This is a genomic window from Pseudomonas sp. B21-019 (genome assembly GCF_024749225.1).
Classification (GTDB): Bacteria; Pseudomonadota; Gammaproteobacteria; order Pseudomonadales; family Pseudomonadaceae; genus Aquipseudomonas.
In genome coordinates, this window is record NZ_CP087193.1 from 5,919,635 (window position 1) to 5,944,887 (window position 25,253).

Genomic DNA, 25,253 nt, shown 5'->3' on the forward strand with positions numbered 1-25,253 from the left:
CGCCCCGTTCGGCTGCGAAGCAGTCGTAAATCCGGTTTATGCGTTGTATCTGAGAAGACGCGTTGCAAGACTGGGGCCGCTTCGCAGCCCAACGGGGGCAAGCCCCCTCGCCACAAAAGCAGTCACAAGACGTAGAACCAAATCGCCACAAAGTGCAGCAAACTCCCGGCGATCACGAACAGATGCCAGATCCCATGGGCGTGGCGCAGACGATGGTCGAGGGCAAAAAAGATAATCCCCACGGTGTACAACACCCCGCCCGACGCCAGCAAGGTAAAGCCGACAGGGCCCAGTGCCGCCAGTAACGGCTTGACCGCCACCAGCACGATCCAGCCCATCACCGCGTAAATCACGACCGACAGAATCCGTGCTTCCGAGCGCGGTTTGATCTCTTGCAGGATGCCAATCAGCGCCAGCCCCCAGACAATCCCGAACAGCGTCCAGCCCCACGGCCCGCGCAGGGTCACCAGGCAGAACGGCGTGTAACTGCCGGCGATCAGCAAGTAGATCGAAAAGTGATCGACCTTCTGCATGATCGCTTTCTTGCGCCCACGCACGCTGTGGTACACGGTCGAGGCGCTGTAGAGCACCAGCAAGGTAAACGCGTAAATCGCCACACTGACGATCTTCCACGGACTGCCATCCATACTGGCGATCACCAGCAGCCACACGCCCCCGACCAATGCCGCCACCGCCCCAACCAAATGCGTCCAGGCGTTCAATCTTTCCCCGTGATACATGTGTTGCTCACCTCAAAATTCATTAACACAAAGCCCCTGCAAGAACTGTGTAGGAGCTGTGTAGGAGCTGTGTAGGAGCTGTGTAGGAGCTGTCGAGTGAAACGAGGCTGCGATCTTTTGATCTTAGGCATCTTCAAGGACACCGAAAATCAAGATCAAAAGATCGCAGCCTTCGGCAGCCCCTACGAAAGCCATCAAGCCAAACGTTAGCCAATTGGGCACAATCAGGTCATTCCAAAAAGAGTTTGGCCCATGCTGATCGATGAAGAGTTGACCCTGAAAAAACTCGAAGTGTTCCTGGCCTTCATGCGCACCGGCAACCTGGCCCGCGCCGCCGTCGAGTTGCAGACCAGCAACGTCAGCGTGCACCGCGCCATCCATTCCCTGGAAAGCGCCTTGCGTTGCCCGCTATTCAAGCACGAAGGCCGCAACCTGACCCCGTTGGAAAGCGCTTATGTGCTGGAAGAGCGGGCGCAGAAGCTGATTCAGGATGTGCTCGAAACCGTGCGCCTGACCCGCGAAGCCGCCGGGTTCTCCGCCGAGCGTTTCAAACTCGGCTCGCTGTATTCGCTGACGGTGAAGACTGTGCCGCAGCTGATCATGGGCCTGAAAATCCGCCGTAGCGAACTCAATATCGACCTGATCCTGGGCTCGAACATCGACCTGTTGTACAAGCTCAAAAACATGGAAGTCGACGCGATCCTGGTGTCGCTGGACGACAGCGTCAACGACCCGGACTGTGAGCAGATCCCGCTGTTTTCCGATGACATCTTCCTCGCCACCCCGGCTGACTCGCCGTTTGCCCAGCGGAGCGAAGTCGATCTGGCCGAGGTGCGCGACGAAACGTTCATCACCCTGACCCAAGGCTTCGCCACGCACCAGGACGGTATTCGGGTGTTCAAGCAGGCGGGGTTCGAGCCGAAGGTGGCGATGCAGGTCAACGACATCTTCACCCTGCTGAGCATGGTCAGCTCGGGGGTGGGTTATGCGCTGCTGCCGGGGCGGATTGCGGCGGTGTATGAGAACCGGGTGAAGCTGATTCCATTGCAGGAAAAGTACCGGTTGCAGCAGCACATTGGCGTGGTATTTCTCAAGGCCAAAGAGCGTGACCCGAATCTGCTGGCACTGTTGGCGGAATGCCGGATGTATGCCAATCGCCAGGCTTGAATGTGGTGAGGGAGCTTGCTCCCTCACCACAAGAAGCAGTCATTCGTTAACCAACAATCCCGCGAACAATGAAGTACAGCAACGAAGGCCCAAGCAAGCACCCCAGCCCGGTGTGGAACGTCGCCGTCAGCGCGCCATACGGCACCAGCCGCCGATCCGTCGCCGCCAACCCGGCGGTCACACCGCTGACAGTCCCGGCCAACCCACCAAACACCATCGCCGAGCGCGGGTTATCCAGGCCCATCCAGCGCGCCGCCACCGGCGTGCCGACCATCACCAGAATCGCCTTGATCAACCCGGTGGCAATCGACAGCGCCATCACATCGGATGAGGCACCAATCGCAGCACCCGTCACCGGCCCGACGATGTACGTCACCGCGCCTGCGCCAATGGTGGTCATGCTGATCGCATCGCGATAACCGAACACCCAGGCAATGCTCGCCCCGACAATGAACGGCAGAATCGTGCCCAGCAGCAGCGCGATGACGCCAATCATCCCGGCCTTTTTCGCTTCGGTGGCCTGCACCTCGAACGCCGTGGCAACGATGGCGAAGTCACGCAGCATGGCGCCGCCCATCAAGCCGATGCCGGAAAACAGTGACAGATCCGCCAGGCCTTTTTGCCCGCCGGTCATGGTGCCGCCAACCCAGGCCAGCACCAGGCCGATGACGATGGCAATCGCCGAGCCGTGAATCCGCCCGAAAGTCAGGCGCTTGGACAGAATCACCGACACCCACATGATTACGCCAACAAACGCGAATGCCGTGACCAGACTGTTATTTACCAGGCCTTTCTCAATGAGTTCCCACATATCAGCGACCTCCTACTGGCGTGCCGACCGGTGTTATGTCCACCGGTTCATCGGGCAAGGGTTCGCCTTTGTGGGTCCGGCTGATCAACGCAATGGTGCAGCCGCAGAGCACCACCGAACCGATCGCCGCCAGCACCGCCACCGGGCCGCCGTGCAGGGCGGTGACGACGTTCTGTTGCGCCGCCATGGCAACCACCACCGGAATGTACATGGCGCCCCAGAAGCCGACGCCCATCTCGCAATCCTTGGTCATGCCGCCGCGTTTTTGCATCCACAACCGCGCGCAAATCAGCAGGATCATCGCGATCCCGACCCCGCCGACGTTGGATTTCACACCCAGCAACACGCCGAGCATGTCACCCATGATCACCCCTGCCAGCGTACAGATCGCCAACAGCGCCACACCGTAAATAATCATTGTTGTAGTCCTCAAAGTGCATCGTCGGAATTGTTGTTTTTGTAGTTCGCAACCTGAGTCGGTGATCTAGGGTTGGCGGCTTCCCTCCTCACGCAACAGCGCCTGCAAGGTATCGAGCCGTGCACCGTCGAAGGCAATCACGGTGCCCTGCTCGAACACCCGGCGCGCCAGCCCGGTCAACACCGCACCGGGCGGCAGTTCGATTTGTAGACGCACGCCGCGCTCGTAAGCGCTTTGCACCGTACCGCGCCAATCGACGACGCGGCACATGTTGAACGCCAAATCATCGCGCAAGGCATCAGTATTGATGACGGGGCGTGCGCGGCTGCCGCTCAGGTAACCCAGGGTCGGCGTTTTCAATTGCACCCTGGCGAACGCTTCGGCCAAGGTCTTTGCGGGAACTTCCAGCAGCGGACAATGGGACGGCACGCTGACCGCCAAGCGCTTGGCCAGACCGGCGCCACGACCTTTCGCCAATTCGGCAACCGCTTTCATCGCAGCATCGCTGCCGGCGATCACCACCTGGTTATCGGCATTGATGTTGGCCAGGTAAACCGGCGTGTCGACGCTGTGAACCTGCGCCAGCAACCCTTCCACCGTCGCCAGTTCCAGCCCGATGATCGCGGTCATGCCATAGCCCTGAGGATAAGCCTGCTGCATCAGCTCACCGCGCAGGCTGACCAGATGCAGCGCATCACTGAAACTCAAGGCGCCCGCAACCACCGCCGCCGGATAGGCACCGATGGACAGTCCCGCCACGTAATCCGGTGCCATTGATAACTGACGCGAAGCGGCGACGCCGGCAATCAGCAGGCACAGCTGAACCGCCCTTGTCGACTGCAACGCCTCGGCAGAATCGAGCAGCAAGACGTCTTCGCCAAGCACCTCGCTCGCCTCGATCAGCGTTTCCCGAGGTAAACGATGAAGCATGCCCGGCTGCTGCGCGCCCTGACCGGGGAACACCAGCAAGCTGCTCACGCTGCTTGCTCCTGCGGGTTCCACGGATCGGACACCAGACACGCTTCATGGGCGTTCTTGAGTAGAACCCGTTGCGACGGGCCAGCCCATTCGCGCAGGGCAACAGCGCCACTTGGCGTCTGCAACTGCACGTCCACCAGACACTCGGCGCTGCCGAGAAGCGTCATCAATGCCCGCGCTTGAGTACGGCTCAACGGCTGCGGTGTACGCAGGATCAAGTCGAGATCGCTGCGCTCATGGAGCGCCGTAAAACCGCTGGCCAATTCGAACCCGGCGCTGCCGCTGACACCCCACACCCAACCGCAGGCGTCGAGCATCGGACGCAGTTGCGCCAGCGCTCGCAGGCTCGGCAGCTTGCGAGTGCTCTCGACATGACAGAGGTCTTCCGGCCGTACCTGATGCGAAATCGCAGCAACGGCCATCGACGTTGCATAACGCTGTTCGCGCAAGCGTCCACGCACCCCGACTGCGACCTGATTCGAAGCGGTTATCGCACGCCGAACCACCACCGGCTGACCCGCGCTGATCGACTCGACCACCCACCCAGGCGCATCCGCCGGCAACTGCTCCGGGGTCATCCCCCAGAGCAGGTCGTGGGCCAGAAACGTGTTCACCACTGCGCTCTCAGCAGTTGGCGAACCTTGCTCGACGCGGCGCGGTTACTCGCGCCCAAGCGGCTGCTCAGATCGCGACCGCTGGTAGCGACATCGCCAATCGCCTGGTGCAGACACTCCGTCACGCGAGCCAGATCCGCCGTCGTCGGCTGCTCGATCTGCTCCACCGACAAGGTTTCCCAGAGCAAACCCAGGCTGGCGAAGCTGTCGATGTCATAGGCCATCGGCGGCACGCTGGCGGCCAGGGCTTCAAGCTCTTCGACACTGCGCAACGTCACCCGCGCCGCCGAAGCCTTGCCCATCGCATGCACCATCACACCCGGATCGCGCAACGCGATCAGCCGGTTGGCCTGATAACCATGAGCGAGAAACGCCCCGGACATCGCCTTGCCCACCAGCAAACCGATCACCGCATGGCCGGCCAGTCGGGCGCGGGCATAACTGTCCGCCGCACCGGCCAACGCCTGATGAATGCCGAGCGCTTCTTCGCGCCGACCGTAAGCCTGGCTCGGCACATCGACGATGGCGATCAACGCCCGTTTGTGCGGTTTATCCCGATCGGCTTCGATCACCTCATCCACCGATTTAGCCAGCCCCCAACCTTCCAGCAGACCCACCTCGCCATTGCGGGCGCGGGCGAAGCGGTTGTCGGGGTCGGCCACCACCGCAATCAATCGCACGGGCTGATCGCCCAGTACACCGTCGGCAACTTTCAACGAAGCCGGCAAACCCTCGACCGATTTCGCGCCAGCGCTCAAGGCGTTGAACCAGTTCAGGCCTCTCAGGGAATACGAACTCATGAGCGCTCTCCTTGATACAGATCGCGAACCGTCGCCGGCTCGATTTGCGGTTCGGCGTCCAGACGGGCCAGCCGTTGCAGGAACCATTCGGCTTGGCGACTACGTTGTTGCTCCGGCAAACCTTGCTTGAGCAATTCGCCGACCTGCTGCTGAATCTGCGCCACGTCGTCCTCGACATAGCGATCCACCAAGCCACTGGCGAACCGTTGCTCACCGCCGGTCAGGCTCCAGATAAACGGGCGATCACGGGAGTCGTATTCCTCAAGCCCGGCTTCCTGCTCGATCACCTGCGGGCCGTTGAGTCCAAGGCGTGCTTCCTGGGTGACCAGTAAGTAGCTGCACAACCCGGCAGCAATCGACATCCCACCAAAACAGCCGACGCTGCCGGCGACCACGCCGATTACCGGTTGGTACTGGCGCAAATCGACGATCGCCGCATGAATATCGGCAATCGCCGCCAGCCCGAGATTGGCTTCCTGCAAACGCACGCCGCCGGTTTCCAGCAGCAACACGGCGCAAGTGGCAATGCCTTTGCGGTTGTCCTCGGCGGCCAGTTCCAGCGCACCGGCAATCTTCGCCCCGCCGACTTCACCCAGGCTGCCGCCCTGAAACGCGCCTTCGATGGCCGCGATCACCACCGGCAAACCGCCAATGCTGCCCTTGGCGATCACCACCCCGTCATCGGCTTGCGGCACCACGCCCTGGCGCGACAGCCATGGCGACATGACGCGCTGAAACGGGTCGAGCAGTTCACGAAAAGTGCCGGCATCGAGCAGCGCTTTTGCCCGTTGCCGGGCACCGAGTTCGACGAAGCTCTGCCTTTCAAGGAATGGGTTGAGAAGTGCTGCGCTGTCAGTCATGGCCAATCTCCTCAAAGCCCTGTTCCAGACGCAAGCGCACCACGCCAGGGGTGGCGCCGAAATCGTGGATATCGATCGCCATCGCGGGCGGTGTCTGGCCATCGAACATCCGTGCGAACAGATGCTGCCAGCGTTGTTCACTGCCATTGACCGAGGTCTGCACCTGGATCGTCAATTTGCCCGCCAGCCCCGGCTCGATCAGCACTTCCAGATCGCCCGAGCCCACACAGCCCACCAGCGCCCTGCCCCGTGGCGGCTGCCCAGCGGGGAATTCAAAGGATAAGGTTTCCATCAAAACGCTCCCTGGAAGATGCCGTCGCACGACTCAATGCGGTCGATGAACAGACAGGCTGCGAGCAAGTCCGCAGCGCCGCCGGGCGAGGCATTCAACGCGATTAATTGTTGGTCCAGCTCATGCAAACGACGGCGACCGGCGAGGCTGGCGCTGCCGCCGGCGTCGAGCACGGCTTGCGCGCCGAATTGCATGGTGTGCAGGCCGGTTTCGCCTGCGCGGTAAAGGACGCAGGTGTCGGCCAGTGTCGTCATGATCGCCAGCAAGGCATCGAGCCGGGCGTTCTGTTCGCCATGGCCGGTAGCGCGGCTGCGTTTGAGTTGCGGCAGTGCGCGTTGAATCACCGCCGGGAAACCGAGCTGTGCCTCTTCACGGGCACCGCGTGCGCCGTAGCGTTGGGCGACCTGGGCACCGTGGCTGAAAGGACGTGGCGAGTAACGGTCGTCGAGCAAGGCCAGGCGTGCAGCGCGCAAAGCGATTGAGCTTGCGGCACAGGATTCAGGTTCCAGCGCGACGACTGTGACCAGAAGCCCCAAGGCCCAGATCGCCCCACGATGGGTGTTCACACCGCCTGTAGTAGCGAGCATCACTTGCTCGCCTTCACGACCAATGCACCCGACAGCTTCACGCAGGGGCAGGCCGACTTCGCCGAACTCGATGGCCGCGTCCGCCATTGCCTTGAACGCCGGCCACAGGGACAACGCCGAAGCGTGCATCAGCCCAAGGTGCAAATCGGTGTGCGCACCATTGCCGCGACGGTCCACTAGCGCCGGTTTCGGCGACAGGTCCGCTTCGTCGATCAGCGCGTCCACCGCCAGGTCCGCCAGCCGTTCGGGCATCGACAAGGGCTGGGTTAACGTTCTCGGTTGCAGGTTGAATGCGTGCATTACCAGCTCCTGAACTTGGCGGGCGGGTTGTAGAGGCCACCGGACCACTCCACCAGATCGGCCACGCTTTTCGCAGCGAGCAGTTCGCGAGTGGCGTCGGTACGGCGGATGCCGAGGTCTTCGGGCAAGGCGATCAGGCCTTCGCGGCGCATGCGCGCGGTGTCTTTGGGGTTGTGGCGCAAGCCGATGGCGGTCACCCCGGCGACAGCAGCGATCATCGCCTGGCGCTCTTCGAGGGAGCGGGCCTTGTACAAGTAGGCGATGCCTTCTTCGGTGAGCAGATGGGTGACGTCGTCGCCATAGATCATGATCGGCGCCAGCGGCATGCCGCTTTTCTTCGCCACCTCCACCGCGTCTAGGGTTTCGACGAAGGTCGGTTTACCGCCCTCCTGGAAGGTCTCGACCATCTGCACCACGAGCTTCTTGCCGCGTTCGAGCATCGGCTCGGCCACGTCGGTGTGGCGCATGTCGAGCCAGGCTGGCGTGCCGTGACGACGCCCGCGCGGGTCGTGCCCCATGTTCGGCGCGCCACCGAAACCGGCCAGGCGACCGCGAGTTACTGTCGAAGAATGACCGTCGCCATCGACTTGCAAGGTCGCGCCGATGAACAGGTCCACCGCGTATTGCCCGGCGAGCTGACTGAACATCCGGTTGGAGCGCAGGGAGCCATCGCGGCCGGTGAAGAACACATCAGGCCGGGCGGCGATGTAGTTTTCCATGCCCAGTTCGGTGCCGAAGCAATGCACGCTTTCGACCCAGCCACTTTCGATGGCCGGAATCAGGGTTGGATGCGGATTGAGCGTCCAGTTGCGGCAGATCTTGCCCTTGAGGCCGAGGGACTCGCCGTAAGTCGGTAGGATCAGTTCGATGGCGGCGGTGTTGAAGCCGATGCCGTGGTTCAGCGACTGGACGTTGTGTTTTTCGTAGATCCCGCGGATCGCCATCATCGCCATCAATACGTGCACAGGCTTGATGTGGCGTGGGTCGCGGGTGAACAGCGGCTCAATGTAAAACGGCTTGTCCGCCACCACCACGAAATCGACCCAGGACGCGGGGATATCCACGCGAGGCAGGTCGCTGACATCGTCCACCAGTTGATTGACCTGGACGATGACAATGCCGTCGCTGAAGGCCGCCGGTTCGATCAACGCCGGGGTGTCTTCGGTACTTGGGCCGGTGTAGATGTTGCCGGCGCGGTCGGCCATGAAACCGGCCGAGAGCACGACGTTGGGAGTCAGGTCCACCACCAGCCGCGCATAGAGCTCGATGTAGGTGTGGATCGCGCCGATTTCCAGCAAACCGTCTTCGAGCAACTGGCTGATGCGCAGGCTTTGGGTACCGGCGAACGAGAAATCGAGCTTGCGCGCGATACCGCGTTCAAACAGATCCAGGTGTTCGGAGCGCCCGACGCTGGGCATGATCATGTGCAAATCATGCAGCTTGCCCGGATCGGCCTTGGCCAGGGAGCGGGACAGGAAATCCGCCTGCTTCTGGTTATTGCCCTCCAGCACCACACGGTCGCCAGGCAGGATCAACGCCTCCAGCGCTGCCACGATCTTGTCGGTGGGCAACACCACACCGTCGGCAAGCCCCTTCACCAATTCGAGACGCCGCTGCTTTTCGCTGCGCCGCCGCGTCCATCGCGAGTCGGGGGATATTGTTGTTGTCATGACCACTCCACGGGTTCGCTGTCGTGGGAGTCACCTTAGGAGTGTTGGGGGCGGGGCATCAATCAAGCGGAGTGTTGGATCGTTACGGTCAGGGTAATGGTTGATCGTTCCCACGCTCTGCGTGGGAATGCCTCAACGGACGCTCCGCGTTCGGCTCTTGGGACGCAGAGCGCCCCGGGCTGCATTCCTTTGCTGCGCGTGGGAACGATCAGGTCCGCGATGAACTGAAGGATGCCATCTGTTCCTGCACTCGAATCAGAAGCTGCCCGGTGCTTTCCAATAGCTGCGCCAATAACGCCGGATCTTCATCCATATAGCCTTCGTATTCCGCCAGGTTTCGTCGCTCATGACACAGGGCGAATAGCCGAACCTGTACTTTGCCAATATCAGCGGTATGAACCAGGCACTGAAACACCAGATAGCGTTTGTCCGAACGGTAGCCGCACAAGCGAAGAGCCGTCAGTGCAAGGGCATGGGCAGCGTTGTAAGCCAGGTCGAAACGACTCGCGAAGGAAAGCGAAGACGTTTGGGCGTCTTTCAATCGATCCACAGCCGAACGCATCAGCCCTTCGCATTCCTTGCGATCCGGCGGCTCAGCTTTCAGTCCACCACTACGTAACAGGTTTTCCAGGTTCTCGTTGCTGCCCATCCTTGGACTCCAAAGGGTTTCCCCCCATCAGATTGATCTTGTCCTGCTGCGCTACCCGCACGACAAAGCTGTTTTCAGCCGCCAGTTTTGCGGCCCAGTCTTCAGGGGTGTAGAGCGTCGGGTTGAGAGTGCGGCCCAGTTGTTCTTCCATAGGCATGAGCCGCTCCATCACTTCACTGTAGTGCAGGCCCTCGCCGATCAGCATGAGATCAATGTCACTGGATGCGTTTGCCTGATCCTTGGCGATAGAGCCGTACACAAATGCCCAAGTGATCTGTGCGACAAAGGGTTGGAGCGCCTGACGCAGAGGCTCGGCAATACCAAAGGTTTTGCGGGCGATGCCCAGCAGTTCGGCATAGATCGGGCAGTCGGGATTGGCTTGATAGTGGGTCTGGTTGCCCTGACGGGTCATGGTCAGCACGCCTGCCCGCTGCAACCGATCCAGCTCGCGCATGAGACTGCCTTTACCCACTTGAGCCCAGCGGGCGATCTCGTTGGCGTAAAAACTTCGGTCGGGTTTACCAAACAGCAGGCCGAGCACTTTTTGCTGGGTGGTGGTGAACAAGGCTTCGCTCAATGACAGGTTTTTCACGGCAACGACCGATAAGTCCCAAAAAAGGAACGATAGGTCCCTTTTTGGGAATCTTCAACCCAATGCAGAAACCTTTGTGGCGAGGTCCGACCGCTTGGGGTTTTGTGTTTAAAAGTTTGTCCGCAGTAACGGTGCGAGGCTACACAACCTTGCGTCGTGACCTACAGCAATGCCGGAACCCGCTGACTGGTGCGGTTTTGCGTTGATCTTTATCGTTTGGGGGTCGCTGCAAACTCAGCGACCGGGATTGGAACCCCGTGGTGTTAACGAGGCAAAAGCGCCTTTCATAACGTATGCTTGCGCACCTTTAATGTGTGCACTCCGTTATGGCGGCTGTGCGCGGGAGACCTTCGGGTCTGTCGGGTTTTGTCCGTTTGCCCGGGTTCCAGCCCGCGTACAGCTGCCACCCCTTCGATTGGAACCCGATGGAGCAGCTGAAACTCATTAAATGGAGCTTCACTATGTTCAAAGCTACTCCCAACCCCCCGGAAACCGGCGTCGATTCCCAAGCTTCCCTCGAAGCCGAGAAACTCAAGGAAGCCGCCGACCGCGCCTTCTCCCATTACTTCCCGCCACCCCACGAAAAACCGGCCAAACGCCGTAAATCCCGCCTCTTCAGCGTCTCCCCCGACATCGACACCGAAGCCCTTCTGGCCAATGCCTCCGAAGACCTGCTGTCTATCAGCGCCATTGCTGCTGACCTCGCGGACGATGTGGAAGGCTCACGTCGCTCTGTAGCCTTGGCGCTCAGCCGTTTGGCAGATGGCGTGCAGTTGTTGGTGGAGCGGGTGCTGGATCATCATGAGTCGTTGCAGATGAAGGCTCGGGCCGGGGTTTAGCGCACACCCCCCTGTGGCGAGGGAGCTTGCTCCCGTTCGGCTGCGAAGCAGTCGTAAAACCATTGTTCTTGGTGTACCTGACACACATCGATGACAGGTTTTGGGGCCGCTTCGCGACCCAGCGGGAGCAAGCTCCCTCGCCACAGGGTCCGGTCAGACCAGACCCGCACTTACAAGCAACTCCTCCAGCGCGAGCAAGTCAGGCACCTTGGCCACTTGCTCCCCCACCTGCACCGCCGCCTTTTCCAGCGAACACAACGGCACATCCACATAGCTCAACTGACTGTCGAGTTTGTAAGAACGTGGAATTCCCTGCACCAGCAGCGCAATGAACTTCAACTCAGGCCGCCCGCCAAGGGCATTGAGGATGACGATCCGCGCCCGTTCCCCGATCACCACTTTGCTGCCACACGCCGACTCGAAACTGAGCAGTGGAATCTGCCGTTCGCGCCAGGTCACCCGCCCCAGGTACCACGGCGGTGTATCGAGATCGAAAGCCCCCGGCTGATAGTCGATGAGTTCAGCGACGGCGACGTTGGGCAGGATCAGGTTGCGGTCGGCCAGGGGCAGCAGCAAGCCGGTAAGGTTGCTGGAGCGGTGTTCATGCATGGATTTTGCTCCAGCGGGCGATGCTGTCGAGCAGCACCGATTCCTGATACGGCTTGCCGAGGTAGTCGTTGACGCCGATGGCCATGGCGCGGTCGCGGTGTTTTTGACCGGTGCGGGAGGTGATCATGATGATCGGCAGATGTTGCAAGCGTTCATCGGCGCGCACCTGGGTCGCCACTTCGAAGCCGTCCATGCGTGGCATTTCGATGTCCAGCAGCATCAGGTCGGGCATGTGCTCTTCGAGCAGCAGCATGGCGTCGACACCGTCCTTGGCGGTCAGTACGTTCATGCCGTGGCGCTCCAGCAGACGGCTGGTGACCTTGCGCACGGTGACCGAATCGTCGACCACCAGCACCAGCAACGGCCGTTGCGCCTCGGGCTCTACGTCCTGCGTCACCGGTCGTTGCGGCACCTGCGCTTGCATCGCGCGGATCGGTGCCAGCAAGTCGAGAATCAGCACCACCCGACCATCGCCGAGAATCGTCGCACCGGACAAACCCTGCACTGCGGCAAATTGCGGGCCGAGGCTTTTGACCACGATTTCCCGGGTGCCGGCCATGGCGTCCACCTGCACCGCAACGTGCCGCTCGTTGCACTGCACCAGCAATACCGGCAACGGCAGGCTCTGGCCCAGCAGTTTCGGGCGGGTGCTGGTTTTCAGCAGATCGCCGAGGTAGCACAGCTCATAGCGTTGCCCGGCGTATTCGTAGCTCGGTGGATCGAGCCGGTAGTGCCCTTCGAGTTCGTTGGGCAGCACGCGAACGATGCCGTCGATGGTGTTCAGCGGGATCGCGTATTGATCCTCCCCGCATTGCACCATCAGCGCGCGGTTGACCGACACCGTGAACGGCAGGCGAATCCGGAAATGCACGCCCTGCCCCAAAGTCGAGTCGATGCTCATGGTCCCGCCGAGCTGCCGGACTTCTTCGTGAACCACGTCCATGCCGACGCCACGCCCGGAAATCTGGGTGATTTTCTCGGCGGTGGAGAACCCCGGTTGCAGGATGAATTGCAGCACGTCGCGGTCGCTGATGTCGCTGTCCGGGGCGAGCAGCCCGCGCTTGATCGCCTTGCGCCGCACGGCGTCCAGCGGCACGCCGGCACCGTCGTCGCAGATGTCGAAAATGATGTCACCGCCCTCTCGCGACAAATCGAGGGTGATCTTGCCTTGAGCCGGTTTACCGGCCGCGATCCGCACCTCGGCCGATTCCAGCCCATGGTCGACGGCGTTGCGCAGCATGTGTTCCAGCGGCGCGGCCATACGTTCGAGGACATTGCGGTCCATCTCGCCTTCGGCGTTGCCGACAACGAAGTCCACGTCCTTGCCCAGTTCGCTGGAAACCTGACGGACGATGCGCTTCAAACGCGGCAGCATTCGCTCGAACGGCACCATGCGCGTGCGCATCAGGCCTTCCTGCAATTCGGTGTTGATGCGGCCCTGCTGTTGCAGCAGGTTTTCCGCATCCTGATTGCGCCGGTCGAGGGTTTCCTTGAGGTCGAGCAGGTCGGAGGCCGATTCGAACAACGCCCGCGACAGCTGTTGCAACTGCGAGTGACGGTCCATCTCCAGCGGGTCGAACTCTTCGTAGCCCAAGCGCTCGGCCTCGACTTGCTGACGACTGAGAATCCGCCCCTGGGTTTCGGTATCGAGGCGGCGCAACTGGTCGCGCATACGCTCGATGGTTGTTTCCATCTCGCTCAGGGCTACTCGTGCATCGTTGACCTGTTGTTCGATACGGCCACGAAAGATCGAAGTCTCCCCGGCGAGGTTGACCAGGTCGTCGAGCAACTCCGCCGAGACCTTGACCGTGTCGGCGCCTTCGGGTTGCAGCGTGGCTGGCTCGGCTTTGGGTGCTGCGGGCATCGCCACCGGTGTCGGTGTTTCGGGCACCGCCGGATGGCTGAAATTCTTGATTGCCTCGATCAGCCGATCGGCCGGTGGCAGTGGCTGACCGGCGCGGGTGGCGTCGAGCATCTGCGCCAGTCGGTCATGGCTGCTCTGCAACAACGTGAACAGCGCCGCAGTCGGTTGCAGCACGCCAGCGGACAAGCCTTCGTAGAGGAATTCCAGCTCATGGGCCAGGTCGCCGATCGGCGCGATTTCGACCATTCGCGCGCCCCCCTTGAGGGTGTGCAGGTCGCGCAGCAGAGTTTCCACTTCCTGACGATTCGAAGGCTCGGCCTGCCAGCGCAACAGCGCCGCGCCGGAGTTTTCAATGATGTCGAAACCTTCTTCGAGGAAGATCTCCAGAAGCTCTGAATCATGGCTCGCTGAATCGTTGCTGGCCGCAGGTTCAATCACGTCCGCACTGCCGGCATTGCCCACGCGAAACTCACGAATGGCCTCGATCAATTCGCCCGGGTCACCCAACGGACGGTTGTGCTGCAACTGCTCGAGGAACTCGGCCAGTCGGTCATGGCTCTGTTGCAGCAACTGCGCCAGCGCTTCGCTGTGGCTGTAACGGCGGTCCACCAGGCCCTCGTAAAGGCTTTCCAGCTCATGGGCCAGATCGCCGACCGGCTCGACCTCGGCCATCCGCGCTCCGCCCTTGAGGGTGTGCAAGTCGCGCTGCAAGGACAATAGCGGTGCGGCGTTATCCGGGTCACCCAACCAGCGCTGCAAGGCCTGGCCGGCGCTGTCGAGGATATCCACCGCCTCCTCAAGAAAGATCGAAACGATTTCGTCGTCCAGATCTACCTGCGTCGCGGCCTGCTCCATTTCGGCCGTGGCGCTGCCCAGTTCCCGAATGCTCAGGGTGCGGCTGCCGTCACTTCGAATCAGGCCCATGGAGGATGGGTCGAGACTCTCATCCAGCAAGTCGCGCAAGGCCCTGACCCGCTGCGGTTGCGCGGTGACTTCCTGGCCGGCGGCCAACTCGTCGAGCATGTTGATCAGCGCTTCGTGGGCACTTTGCGCCTCGTGGAAAAACCTGTCGCTGACCGCCAGGCTGCTTTCTTCCACAGCGCCATAGAGATCGAGCAAGGCTTCACAAAGTTCGTCCACCGGATGCAGGTCGGCCAGGTGCGCACCTTCGCCGAGGGTGGTCAATTCATCCAGCAGCGCGCTGAGTTCCTGGCGCTCGCCGGGATGCTGCTGCCAGCGCTGCAACAGGCTTTCGGCATCCAGCAGGATGTCCATGCCCTGGGCGAGGAAGTTGTTGATCAGTTGCGGATCGCGCTTGATCCGCAACCCCGTATTGGGCGCGCTCGACAGGCTTTGCAGACGTTCGGCCAGCAATGTCCGCGTGCGTTCAATCAACGAACGGGCGCCGGGGATTTCAGCCAGCGGATCGCTCTTGAGCTGTCGCAGCCCCAGGCGGAACAAACCTTCGGCTTCCAGCAGCAATTCGACTTCGTCCAGGTCGAGGGCAATCCGGTGAGCCTTGTATTCCCGGGCCAATTGATCCAGCGACGCCGCCAGCTCGGCAATCGGCAACACGCCGGCCATCGAGGCACTGCCCTTGAGGGTGTGCAAGGCTCGCTGCAACTCGTCACTGGCCTGCAGCGGTACGTGCTCGGCGGCCTGATCGAGGAAGCGATTGAGGCTGTTCAAATGGGTTTCGGCTTCGTTGCGGAAGATCTCCAACAACAGTGGATCGAGCGCCGCGACATCCTGCGCGTCCTCATCGGACAGCGGCTCATCGCCCTTGGCGAGGGCATGGGCACGGGCAGCCAGTTGGTCGACATCGTTGCGCTGGCGCTGGGCATGGGCGGCGAACTCGGCCACCAGTTCCGGCAGCAATTTCAGCGTATCGCCCACCAGTTGCTGCACTGCAGGCCCAGGTGCAACGTTGTGTTCAAGCACGCGGTTGAGCAGGTTTTCCACCGCCCAGGCCAGCTCGCCCAGCACCAGCGCACGGACCATTCGGCCACTGCCTTTGAGGGTGTGGAAGGCGCGGCGTAACTCACTCAAAGCCGATGGGCTGTCGGGATTGGCCGACCAGCGCGGCAGATACTCCTGGAGGATTTCCAGAACCTCATCGGTTTCTTCGAGGAAGACTTCCCGCAGCTCATCGTCCACCGGTTCTTCACCGGCGGGCGGCGGCAATAGACTGCCCGGCATAGTCAGTGCGGGTGGATTGACCGACGACACCGGGCTAGCCAACACATCGGCCAGAGACTGAACGATCTCGGGATCATCCAGCTCCTGCATGTCCTGCATGACCAGGGCTTCATTGGGGCTGAGCACATCCTCAAGCATCGGCACATGCTGTTCGCTGGGGAAGAAGCCGAGTGCGGCCAGGCCTTTTTCCGCGACGTCGAGCAGTTGTTCACCGGGCGCTTCGGGGTCGTCGCTGAGGCGCTCCAGGTAATACTCGATGCTGGTGATGACGTCGGCCAGGCTGTCCAGTTGCTGCCAGCCGGGCTGGCCCGGGTCCACCAATAGATGCTCGCGGATGAAACCGTTACAGGCCTCGACCAGGCTCGCCGCGCGGGCCAACGGAATCATCGCCAGCGCACCGCGCACTTGGGTCAGCAACGCCGGCAACGGTTGCAAATACTGACGGTCCCAGTCGGCTTCGATGTAGTCGACGATCATGTCCTTGGCCTGTTGCAGACAGATGCGCGCTTCCTTGATCACGATCTGGTGGATCTGCGTCAGGTCAGTGGTTGGCAGACGGCTGTCTTCCTGGCTTTCCGGCTCCACGGTACCGACCATGCCGGCCAGGGTCGCTTCGACATAAAGCAAGGCCCCGGCGACGTCCATGAGGGTCGCGTCGTTGGGTTCGCGCTGGCCCTGGGCGAGGCTCAGCACCACCGCCAGTTGATCGATGATGACCTTGCGCGGCTGGCCGAAACCGAGCACCGCCAGGGTGTCGGCGATTTGTCGCAGGGGCGCCAGCAGGCTTTCGAGGTCCGAGGTGTGCTGGCGGTCGCTGCGCACGAACAGGTCCAGGCGCTCCTTGACCCGCACCAGCTCTTCGCACAACGCCGCCAATACCGAGCGCATGGCGTCGCGATCAGGGCCGGCCAGCCTTGCCCGTTCTTCATCGACCATCGCACTGTCGGGTAGCGCGTCGTCCAGTGAGTAGCGATCTTTCATGGTCAGCATCTGCCCGGTGGGGTGTTCGGCCTTGGCAATATAGAACAACAAACTCTTGAGCAGCTCTGGCGGTGCCGGTTGATTGATCGCGGGCATGCCTTGTTCGAGCAAGCGCTTGAGTTCTTTGTCGGCGTCCCTGAACAGGCTGCGCAGCGCGGGGCTGTTGGCGATCGAGCCATTGCGCATGCCTTCGACCAGCGCCGAAGCAACGTGCCATAACGGGCTCAGGGGCGCATTGCCGCACAGCCCTTCAAGGCGTGTAAAAACCCTGGCCAGATAAGCCAAGTGGGTTTCGTCATCCTGCTCACGCAGCAAGCCGACCAGCGCCATCTGCAGCATTTGCCGCAACTTGCGCAGCACATTCGGCAAGTCGGACGGCTCCAGCAGCGCCACGGCTTCTTCGCTCAGGGGCGGCAGTTCAGGAAGTTGTGGGCTGAACAGGCTGGTTTCCGACAACAGGCTTTCGCCACGGGCACTGCGCAGGTCGTTGATCAGCGGCAACACCACCAGCGGCAAGTCACGCCGTGCGCCTTGCACCCGGTCGAGGTAAGTCGGCAATTGCCCCAGGGCATGCAGCAGCAGACGGATGGCTTCGTCACGATGGTTGACACGGTTCTGCTGCAAGGCGCTGGTCAGTTGCTCGATCTCTTCGGCGAGCAGCGCCGCGCCGTAGAACTCGACCATCTGCAAACTGCCGTGCACCTGATGGACACAGGCCAGGCACTCACTCAGCGCGTGCGTCGCCTGCGGGTCGTCGATCAGGGTTTCGATCGCCTGATGAGCCTGCTTCAGCGTTTCGGCAATCTCGCCTTTGACCCATTCGAGGGCCACATAGTCGTGCCGATCACCCATAACTACTCCAATCAAATGCATACGCCCTGAGGCGGTTCAAGCGTTGTCCGCAGCTTGCGCAGGCTTGGCCGGCAAGGTGAAACCGGACACCGAGCGCCGCAGCTGGCTGGCCATTTTCGCCAGGTTGCCAATGCTCTCGGCGGTGGCGGTGGAGCCAGACGAGGTCTGCGTGGTGATCTGCTGGATCACGTTCATCGTCAGGGAAATCTGGCCGGCCGAAGACGTCTGTTGCTGTGCGGCGTTGGAAATACTCTGGATCAGTGCCGCGAGGGTCTTCGATACGCCTTCGATTTCTTCCAGGGCCACTCCGGCATCCTGCGCCAGACGCGCGCCGCGCACCACTTCGGTGGTGGTCTGCTCCATGGAAATCACCGCTTCGTTGGTGTCGGTCTGAATCGCCCGCACCAGCGTTTCGATCTGCCGGGTCGCCGCGGATGAGCGCTCGGCGAGCCGCTGTACTTCGTCGGCCACCACCGCAAAACCGCGCCCGGCGTCACCGGCCATGGACGCCTGAATGGCTGCGTTGAGGGCGAGGATGTTGGTCTGATCGGCAATGTCATCGATCAAGCTGACAATGTCGCCGATTTCCTGAGAAGACTCACCGAGGCGTTTGATGCGCTTGGCGGTGTCCTGAATCTGTTCGCGAATATTGTCCATGCCGTGGATGGTGTTGTGCACCACTTCGTTGCCCTTGTTGGCAATTTCCACCGAACGTTCGGCCACTGCTGAGGACTCGGCGGCGTTGGCCGAGACCTGATCGATGGACTCGGCCATGTCGTTGATCGCCATGGAGGCTTCGGAAATCTGCTGCGCCTGATGTTCCGAGGCCTGGGCCAGGTGCATGGCGGTGGCCTGGGTTTCCTGCACGGCGGCGGCGACCTGGCCGGCGGTGAGGTTGATGGTCGCCACCAGATCGCGCAGTTGGTCGACGGAATAGTTGATCGAGTCGGCGATGGTCCCGGTGAAGTCTTCGGTCACCGAGGCAGTCACGGTCAGGTCACCGTCGGCCAGGTCTTCGATCTCGTCCAGCAGGCGCATGATCGCGTTCTGGTTGCGCTCGTTCTTTTCGGCGGTTTCACGCAGCTGACGGTTGGTTTCGCGCACCATCACCAGACCGATGAGGATGATCGACATCAGAGCGAGCAAACCCAGCACGTAGCCGCCGATGGTATCGGTGTTGCGCCCGCCGGCGAGGTTTTCGAAACGGCTGGCCAGGTGCGAGGCTTCATCGAGCAGGGTTTGTGACAGGGTAAAAATGTTGCTGGCCGATTCGCGGACCTTGAACAGCTCCGGCGAAGTTTCAAGGATTTCGTCCACCGAGCCCGAGACGAATTCAAACAGCTCGGAAATCTCGGTCAAGCGGGCGCGGGCATCACGGTCTTCGACCTGGCTGATTTTCAGGGCCGCATTGCCTTGAAGCATGCCGTTGAGTACCTGGCCGAAACGCGCTGCGTCGCGACCGAACGCGTCGGCGGCTTGCTGCGAGTTTTCGTCGCCGGACAGCACGGTGTTCACCGCACCGAGAATCCGCTCGGCCAGCAGCGACTGACGCTGGGCCATCGCCACCTGAGCGGCCGGGGCGCCACGTTGCAGGAGGGTTTCGACGACTTTTTCATACTCGACCTGCAATTGCGGCACGGTTTCGGCCAGCGTCGCGGCGACTTGATGCAAGGACAATACGGTCTGTTCGCTGGAGAGAATAGCGTCAGTGTTTTTCAGCAACCGCTCCCAATCCAGCTGCACCGCGCGCATTTCCGCGCGCACGGTGGACGGTGCCGGCGGCAGGCCGGTGGAGGGATCGCCTTTTTTCAGATAGCCCCAACGCAGGGCGAAGTCGTTGCGCGCATCACTGAGCAACTTGAACGCCGCAGCCTTGCCGGCGGCGGCTTCGGTGGCATTCTTGGCGATGCGTTGCGACAGCACGCGCAGCTCACCGGCGTGGCCGATGTACTGCTTGTCGTAATTCGCCTGGGTGTTGAGGTACGCGAAGTTGGCGAACAGCAGCATGATGAAGATGATCAGCGCGATGAACAGCACGATGATCTGCGACCGGCTGCGCGACCCTTCCGGCGTACCTGCGTTTGCTTTAATCATCGGTCCTCGCCTGTCCTGCCCAATTCAACCTACTCCCCGGCTACAGCGCTACATTCATGAAACCTTGCGACTGCGCCAACGCAAACGGGCTGAACACCTGCCAATTCTGCTCACGCTGAAAGCGGCCTTTGACGAACGGCGCGATCGGCCCCTGCAGCTCATCCATGGGCACCGGTTCCAGGCTGTCCTGGGCAAAGTGCTGCAAGCCGAAGACCTCATCGACCAGCAACCCGGCGAACACGTCGTTGTGCTCCACCACCAGTATCCGCCGCTGCTTGCGCGAGGCCGACAGTTCATGGCCGGCCTCATAACCATAAAAGAAGCCGTACACATCCATGATCGGCAGCAGCCGCCCACGCAGGTTCGCTACGCCCTTGACCCAGGGCTTGACCCCCGGCATTTGGGTAACGCGCGGTTCGTGCAGGACTTCGCTGACTTCGCCCATGGGCGCGACGTACCCGTGCTCGCCCAAGCGAAAACCGATGCCGCTCCAGCTGTCCTGTCGAGTCGGCTGGGACGGCAGGTCCGCCGCCAGCAGACGACAACGTTGATCAATCTGCAGCAGCAGTTCGAAGGCCGTCAGCGACTCGGTCATGGCCGGACGATCAACCGGCCAGCACGTTGTTCAGCGTCTTGATCAGGGTGTCTTCATCGACCGGTTTGGTCAGGTAGTCCTTGGCGCCCTGGCGCGTGCCCCAGACCTTGTCGGTTTCCTGATCCTTGGTGGTGATGATGATCACCGGGATGTGCCCGGTTTCCGGGTCTTTGGTCAGCTGACGGGTCGCCTGGAAACCATTGAGGCCGGGCATGACGATATCCATCAGCACCGCGTCGGGTTTTTCCTGACGGGCCAGGGCCACGCCGTCGGCGCCGTTTTCGGCTTTCAACACTTCATGACCGTGCTTTTCGAGCATGCCGGTCAGTTTGTACATTTCAGTCGGCGAATCATCGACGATCAGAATACGTGCCATGGTCTTCCCCATTCTTGTCGACGCAAGGCCCACTGGCCGAGCGTCACTGTGCGTGTCCTACTGCGGCGAAACGACGGCAAAGCCCGGTACGTGGGCCTGGATCGCGTTCAGCAGTTCTTCCTTGCTGAAAGGCTTGGTCAAAAACTGGTCGGAGCCGACGATCCGCCCCTTGGCCTTGTCGAACAACCCGTCCCTGGACGACAGCATAATCACTGGCGTGGACTTGAACGCACTGTTGTTCTTGATCAACGCGCAGGTCTGATAACCATCCAGACGCGGCATCATGATGTCGACAAAGATGATGCCCGGGTGATTGTCGGCAATCTTGGCCAGGGCATCGAAACCATCGATTGCGGTGATGACTTCACAGCCCACGTTTTTCAACAGCGTTTCGGCGGTGCGACGAATCGTTTTCGAATCATCGATCACCATGACCTTCAAGGCGCTGGAATGCTGTTCCATAGGGGCTCTACCGTCGCCTTTGTGAATCAATTTGTCCGTTTGCGGCCCGAAACCCTTGATACTCAAGGGCCAGCACCACTTGGCAGCCTTTTTAGCACAGTCTCCCCGTCCAATCTATCGGGTGACCTTTGCGGTGGTTTTTCCTTGACCGGGAACCCACTCAGCGCCACTCTGACGCCACTTTTTCATCACACTTTCCACCCCAATTTCGAGGAAAACCCCATGAGCGTTCGCGTCGGGATTGTCATGGATCCTATCGCCAGCATCTCCTATAAAAAGGATAGCTCGCTGGCCATGCTGCTGGCCGCGCAAAAGCGTGGCTGGGAACTGTTCTATATGGAACAGCGCGATTTGTATCAGGCCGAGGGCCAGGCGCGCGCGCGGATGCGTCCGCTGAAAGTCTTCGCCGACCCGCACAAGTGGTTCGAGCTGGGCGCCGAATCCGACGCACTGCTGAGTGACCTGGACGTGATCCTGATGCGCAAGGATCCGCCGTTCGACATGGAGTTCGTCTACTCCACTTACCTGCTGGAGCAAGCCGAGAACGCTGGCGTGCTGGTGGTCAACAAGCCGCAAAGCCTGCGTGACTGCAACGAGAAGCTGTTCGCCACGCTGTTCCCGCAGTGCACGCCGCCGACCATCGTCAGCCGTCGCCCGGACGTGTTGCGTGAATTCGCCGACCATCACGGTGACGTGATCCTCAAGCCGCTGGACGGCATGGGCGGTTCGTCGATCTTCCGTCATACCGCGGGCCACCCGAACCTGTCGGTGATCCTCGAAACCCTGACCCTGCATGGCAAGCAGCAGATCATGATCCAGGGCTACCTGCCGGCGATCGTTGATGGCGACAAGCGCATCCTGATGATCGACGGCGAGCCTGTGGATTATTGCCTGGCGCGGATTCCGGCAGCAGGCGAAACCCGCGGCAACCTCGCCGCTGGCGGCCGTGGCGAAGCCCGACCGCTGACCGAGAAAGATCGCTGGATCGCCGCGCAAGTCGGCCCGACCCTGCGCGAGAAGGGCTTGCTGTTCGTCGGTCTCGACGTGATCGGTGAGCACCTGACCGAAATCAACGTCACCAGCCCGACCTGCATTCGCGAGATCGATAACGCGTTCGGCACCGACATCGGCGGCCAGTTGATGGATGCCATCGATCAGAAGCTCAAGGCTCGTTGATCGAGAACAGCCAAGAGACAACCAACATTGCGTTATCATCGCCGGCCTGTAAAAAACGCGATGTTGGTTTTCTTGTCATGACACTCCCGTCCGATCTGCCCCCTGAACTCGCCCATCGTGGCGTGCGCCCGGCCGATCGCCTCGGTTTTACCCTGTTTCTCGCGGCGCTGATTCACCTGGCCTTGCTGTTGGGCGTCGGGTTCACCATGGTCGAACCCAAGCAAATCAGCAAAACCCTGGAAATCACCCTCGCCACCTTCAAAAGCGAAACCAAGCCGAAAAAAGCCGATTTCCTCGCTCAAGAGAATCAGCAAGGCAGCGGCACCCTGGATAAAAAGGCCATTCCCAAGACCACCGAGGTCGCGCCCTTCCAGGACAACAAGGTGCAGACGGTCACTCCGCCGCCAACCGCCAAACCCCAAGTGCAGGAAGCCGCGCCCAAGGCCGCCGTGACGACTGTCGCGCCGAAGCCGAAAAAAGCCGCGACCAAGCAGGAAGACGTCAAGACCGAGACCAAGCCCAAGGTCGAAGCACCGACCTTCGACAGCTCACAGCTGTCCAGCGACATCGCCAGCCTGGAAGCAGAACTGGCCAATGAACAACAGCTGTACGCCAAACGCCCGCGCATCCACCGCTTGAGCGCCGCGTCGACCATGCGCGACAAAGGTGCCTGGTACAAGGATGAATGGCGCAAGAAGGTCGAGCGCATCGGCAACCTCAACTACCCCGACGAGGCCCGACGCAAACAGATTTATGGCAATTTGCGCCTGATGGTCTCGATCAACCGCGACGGCTCGCTGTATGAAGTGTTGGTGCTGGAATCGTCCGGCCAACCGCTGCTGGATCAGGCGGCGCAGCGCATCGTGCGGCTGGCCGCGCCGTTCGCACCGTTTACCGGGGATCTGTCGGACATCGACCGTCTGGAAATCATCCGCACCTGGAAGTTTGCGCGTGGGGACCGGTTGTCCAGTAATTAGCCGGAAGATTTGCAGTGATCGAGCCAATGCCTTCGCGGGCAAGCCCGGATCAAAAAGACACCTGCACAGGCATTTCCTGTGCATCCTCAGCTTGTCAGTTCGCCCCTCCAACGCCACACTAGCGCTCATGAAGAACGTCAGCCCCAGCTACCTCAAGCATCACTTCCTGATCGCCATGCCTCACATGGCCGACCCGAACTTTGCGCACACCTTGACCTACATCGTCGAGCACACGGCCAATGGTGCCATGGGGCTGGTGGTCAACCGTCCGCAGGACCTGAACCTGGCCGATATCCTCGAGCAATTGCGCCCCGATATCGAACCGCCAGTGCTCTGCCAGCACGTGCCGATCTTTATCGGCGGCCCGGTGCAAACCGATCGCGGCTTTGTCCTGCACCCGTCGGGAAAAACCTATCAGGCTACCGTTGATCTGGATGGCGAATTGTCGCTGTCGACCTCCCAGGACGTGCTGTTCGCCATCGCCGACGGCGTCGGCCCTGCGAAAAGTGTGATCACCCTCGGCTATGCCGGTTGGGAAGCCGGGCAACTGGAAGCCGAACTGGCCGACAACGCCTGGCTGACTTGCCCGTTCCATGCCGACATCCTGTTCAACACCAGCAGCGAGTTACGTCTCGAAGCGGCGGCCAAGCACCTGGGTATCAACCTCAGCCTGCTCACCAGCCAGGCGGGGCACGCCTGATGGCCCTGCGGCTGATTCTGGGTTTCGACTACGGCACCAAGCAGATCGGCGTTGCGGTCGGCCAGGTGATTACCGGCCAGGCCCGCGAGCTGTGCACCTTGAAGGCACAAAACGGCATTCCCGACTGGAATCAGGTCGAAGCCCTGATCAAGGAGTGGAAACCCGACGCCGTGGTGGTCGGCCTGCCGTTGAACATGGACGGCACGCCCAGCGACATGTGCCTGCGGGCCGAAAAATTCGCCCGGCGCCTGAACGGCCGCTACAACCTGCCCTTCTATACTCACGACGAACGCCTGACCACCTTCGAGGCCAAAGGCGAACGCCTGGTCCGTGGCGGCCAGAAGGGCAGTTACCGCGACAACCCGGTCGATGCCATCGCCGCCGCCCTGCTACTGCAAGGCTGGCTCGACGAAAACACCGCACTGTTCGAATCCTCAAGCACCTGATCCTGACGAGTCGCTGCGCGTCTCTTTTAGCTACAACCCGAGCCCCCACCCAGGCGCTATACCCCAAAAGCAGGGCTCGGGACCAAGAAGGAGCAAACCATGAGCCTGCCTAATCCCGCCGAACTGATCAGCCAGATGGCGATCCGTCTCAAGGCTTACCTGGAAAACCGTGGCATCAGCGAACCGCGTTATATCGGTATTCGGACCGGTGGCATCTGGGTCGCTCAGGCGTTGCTCAAGGAGTTGGGCAGCGACGCGCCGCTGGGCACCCTTGATGTGTCCTTCTACCGCGACGACTTCAGCCAGAGCGGCCTGCACCCGCAAGTACGCCCTTCGGCGCTGCCCTTCGAGATCGAAGGCCAGCATCTGGTGCTGATCGACGACGTACTGATGAGCGGTCGCACCATCCGCGCCGCGATGAACGAACTGTTCGACTACGGCCGCCCGGCCAGCGTGACGCTGGTGTGCCTGCTGGACCTGGACGCCGCTGAGCTGCCGATCCGCCCGAATATAGTCGGAGCGACCCTGTCACTGGCGGCCCACGAACGGGTGAAGTTGTCCGGTCCGGAACTCAAGCTCGAACTGCAAGACCTCGCCCTTTAATT

25 protein-coding genes are annotated in these 25,253 nt (G+C 61.3%); 7 read left to right on the forward strand and 18 right to left on the reverse strand.

What is annotated here, in order from left to right; translation table 11 throughout:
• Window positions 1-122 precede the first annotated feature (122 nt).
• Window positions 123-740: a PAQR family membrane homeostasis protein TrhA gene (locus LOY36_RS26630; RefSeq protein WP_018928730.1), complete on the reverse strand. Its 618-nt coding sequence runs from the start codon at window positions 738-740 to the stop codon at window positions 123-125.
• 252 nt (window positions 741-992) lie between these two features.
• On the opposite strand from LOY36_RS26630, the gene LOY36_RS26635 reads away from it, so the two are divergent.
• Window positions 993-1,907 carry a LysR substrate-binding domain-containing protein gene (locus LOY36_RS26635; RefSeq protein WP_019580637.1) on the forward strand — a complete coding sequence of 305 codons (915 nt, stop codon included), beginning with the start codon at window positions 993-995 and terminating at the stop codon, window positions 1,905-1,907.
• Between the two features lie 46 nt (window positions 1,908-1,953).
• On the opposite strand, the gene madM is transcribed toward LOY36_RS26635, so the two are convergent.
• From madM to LOY36_RS26690, 11 genes are all read right to left on the reverse strand, one after another.
• A complete protein-coding gene (gene madM / locus LOY36_RS26640; RefSeq protein WP_258671458.1) occupies window positions 1,954-2,718 on the reverse strand; it encodes a malonate transporter subunit MadM in 765 nt (254 codons plus the stop codon).
• Between the two features lies 1 nt (window position 2,719).
• Window positions 2,720-3,136 carry a malonate transporter subunit MadL gene (madL, locus tag LOY36_RS26645; RefSeq protein WP_018928727.1) on the reverse strand — a complete coding sequence of 139 codons (417 nt, stop codon included), beginning with the start codon at window positions 3,134-3,136 and terminating at the stop codon, window positions 2,720-2,722.
• A 66-nt stretch (window positions 3,137-3,202) separates the two neighbouring features.
• Entirely contained in the window at window positions 3,203-4,114 is a 912-nt protein-coding gene (mdcH, locus tag LOY36_RS26650) for a malonate decarboxylase subunit epsilon (protein WP_019650243.1), read from the reverse strand.
• On the reverse strand, window positions 4,111-4,731 hold the full coding sequence (locus LOY36_RS26655) for a malonate decarboxylase holo-ACP synthase (protein ID WP_258671459.1): 621 nt from the start codon (window positions 4,729-4,731) through the stop codon (window positions 4,111-4,113). Before LOY36_RS26655 ends, mdcH begins: the two co-directional genes overlap by 4 nt.
• On the reverse strand, window positions 4,725-5,528 hold the full coding sequence (gene mdcE / locus LOY36_RS26660; protein ID WP_258671461.1) for a biotin-independent malonate decarboxylase subunit gamma: 804 nt from the start codon (window positions 5,526-5,528) through the stop codon (window positions 4,725-4,727). The genes LOY36_RS26655 and mdcE overlap by 7 nt, the downstream gene beginning before the upstream one ends.
• Window positions 5,525-6,388, reverse strand: a complete 864-nt coding sequence (locus LOY36_RS26665; protein ID WP_258671462.1) for a biotin-independent malonate decarboxylase subunit beta — start codon at window positions 6,386-6,388, stop codon at window positions 5,525-5,527. The genes mdcE and LOY36_RS26665 overlap by 4 nt, the downstream gene beginning before the upstream one ends.
• Window positions 6,381-6,680, reverse strand: coding sequence for a malonate decarboxylase subunit delta (locus LOY36_RS26670; protein ID WP_007941972.1), 300 nt, complete (start codon window positions 6,678-6,680; stop codon window positions 6,381-6,383). The genes LOY36_RS26665 and LOY36_RS26670 overlap by 8 nt, the downstream gene beginning before the upstream one ends.
• The gene (locus LOY36_RS26675) at window positions 6,680-7,567 is read right to left on the reverse strand and encodes a triphosphoribosyl-dephospho-CoA synthase (protein ID WP_258671464.1); all 888 of its coding nucleotides are present in this window, start codon (window positions 7,565-7,567) and stop codon (window positions 6,680-6,682) included. The genes LOY36_RS26670 and LOY36_RS26675 overlap by 1 nt, the downstream gene beginning before the upstream one ends.
• Window positions 7,567-9,237, reverse strand: coding sequence for a malonate decarboxylase subunit alpha (gene mdcA, locus LOY36_RS26680; RefSeq protein ID WP_258671465.1), 1,671 nt, complete (start codon window positions 9,235-9,237; stop codon window positions 7,567-7,569). The genes LOY36_RS26675 and mdcA overlap by 1 nt, the downstream gene beginning before the upstream one ends.
• A gap of 208 nt (window positions 9,238-9,445) precedes the next feature.
• Entirely contained in the window at window positions 9,446-9,886 is a 441-nt protein-coding gene (locus LOY36_RS26685) for a hypothetical protein (RefSeq protein WP_258671466.1), read from the reverse strand.
• Window positions 9,849-10,478 (reverse strand): nucleotidyltransferase domain-containing protein, encoded by a 630-nt coding sequence (locus LOY36_RS26690; RefSeq protein WP_258671467.1) that lies wholly within the window; start codon window positions 10,476-10,478, stop codon window positions 9,849-9,851. The genes LOY36_RS26685 and LOY36_RS26690 overlap by 38 nt, the downstream gene beginning before the upstream one ends.
• Before the next feature lie 461 nt (window positions 10,479-10,939).
• Here LOY36_RS26690 and LOY36_RS26695 point away from each other — a divergent pair, with 461 nt between their 5' ends.
• A complete protein-coding gene (locus LOY36_RS26695; RefSeq protein ID WP_258671468.1) occupies window positions 10,940-11,317 on the forward strand; it encodes a DUF6124 family protein in 378 nt (125 codons plus the stop codon).
• A 153-nt stretch (window positions 11,318-11,470) separates the two neighbouring features.
• Here LOY36_RS26695 and LOY36_RS26700 read toward each other — a convergent pair whose 3' ends face one another.
• Genes LOY36_RS26700 through pilG form a run of 6 tightly spaced genes read right to left on the reverse strand, consistent with a single transcriptional unit; the run spans window position 11,471 to window position 21,349 of the window.
• Complete coding sequence (locus tag LOY36_RS26700; RefSeq protein WP_028939074.1) at window positions 11,471-11,926, reverse strand: chemotaxis protein CheW; 456 nt, start codon at window positions 11,924-11,926, stop codon at window positions 11,471-11,473.
• Window positions 11,919-17,822: an Hpt domain-containing protein gene (locus LOY36_RS26705; protein ID WP_258671470.1), complete on the reverse strand. Its 5,904-nt coding sequence runs from the start codon at window positions 17,820-17,822 to the stop codon at window positions 11,919-11,921. The genes LOY36_RS26700 and LOY36_RS26705 overlap by 8 nt, the downstream gene beginning before the upstream one ends.
• 36 nt (window positions 17,823-17,858) lie before the next feature.
• Window positions 17,859-19,916, reverse strand: coding sequence for a methyl-accepting chemotaxis protein (locus tag LOY36_RS26710; protein WP_258671472.1), 2,058 nt, complete (start codon window positions 19,914-19,916; stop codon window positions 17,859-17,861).
• Window positions 19,917-19,956: 40 nt separating this feature from the next.
• A complete protein-coding gene (locus tag LOY36_RS26715; RefSeq protein ID WP_019650233.1) occupies window positions 19,957-20,511 on the reverse strand; it encodes a chemotaxis protein CheW in 555 nt (184 codons plus the stop codon).
• A 10-nt stretch (window positions 20,512-20,521) separates the two neighbouring features.
• A complete protein-coding gene (pilH, locus tag LOY36_RS26720) occupies window positions 20,522-20,887 on the reverse strand; it encodes a twitching motility response regulator PilH (RefSeq protein ID WP_007897961.1) in 366 nt (121 codons plus the stop codon).
• A 57-nt stretch (window positions 20,888-20,944) separates the two neighbouring features.
• Window positions 20,945-21,349 (reverse strand): twitching motility response regulator PilG, encoded by a 405-nt coding sequence (pilG, locus tag LOY36_RS26725; protein ID WP_007897954.1) that lies wholly within the window; start codon window positions 21,347-21,349, stop codon window positions 20,945-20,947.
• A gap of 222 nt (window positions 21,350-21,571) precedes the next feature.
• Between pilG and gshB the strand changes: the two genes are divergently transcribed.
• From gshB to pyrR, 5 genes are all read left to right on the forward strand, one after another.
• Window positions 21,572-22,525, forward strand: coding sequence for a glutathione synthase (gene gshB / locus LOY36_RS26730; protein WP_018928715.1), 954 nt, complete (start codon window positions 21,572-21,574; stop codon window positions 22,523-22,525).
• A 77-nt stretch (window positions 22,526-22,602) separates the two neighbouring features.
• Window positions 22,603-23,502, forward strand: coding sequence for an energy transducer TonB (locus LOY36_RS26735; protein WP_258671473.1), 900 nt, complete (start codon window positions 22,603-22,605; stop codon window positions 23,500-23,502).
• 127 nt (window positions 23,503-23,629) lie between these two features.
• Window positions 23,630-24,202, forward strand: coding sequence for a YqgE/AlgH family protein (locus LOY36_RS26740; protein WP_019650230.1), 573 nt, complete (start codon window positions 23,630-23,632; stop codon window positions 24,200-24,202).
• The gene (gene ruvX, locus LOY36_RS26745) at window positions 24,202-24,648 is read left to right on the forward strand and encodes a Holliday junction resolvase RuvX (protein ID WP_018928712.1); all 447 of its coding nucleotides are present in this window, start codon (window positions 24,202-24,204) and stop codon (window positions 24,646-24,648) included. Before LOY36_RS26740 ends, ruvX begins: the two co-directional genes overlap by 1 nt.
• 99 nt (window positions 24,649-24,747) lie before the next feature.
• A complete protein-coding gene (gene pyrR / locus LOY36_RS26750) occupies window positions 24,748-25,251 on the forward strand; it encodes a bifunctional pyr operon transcriptional regulator/uracil phosphoribosyltransferase PyrR (RefSeq protein WP_018928711.1) in 504 nt (167 codons plus the stop codon).
• Window positions 25,252-25,253 lie beyond the last annotated feature (2 nt).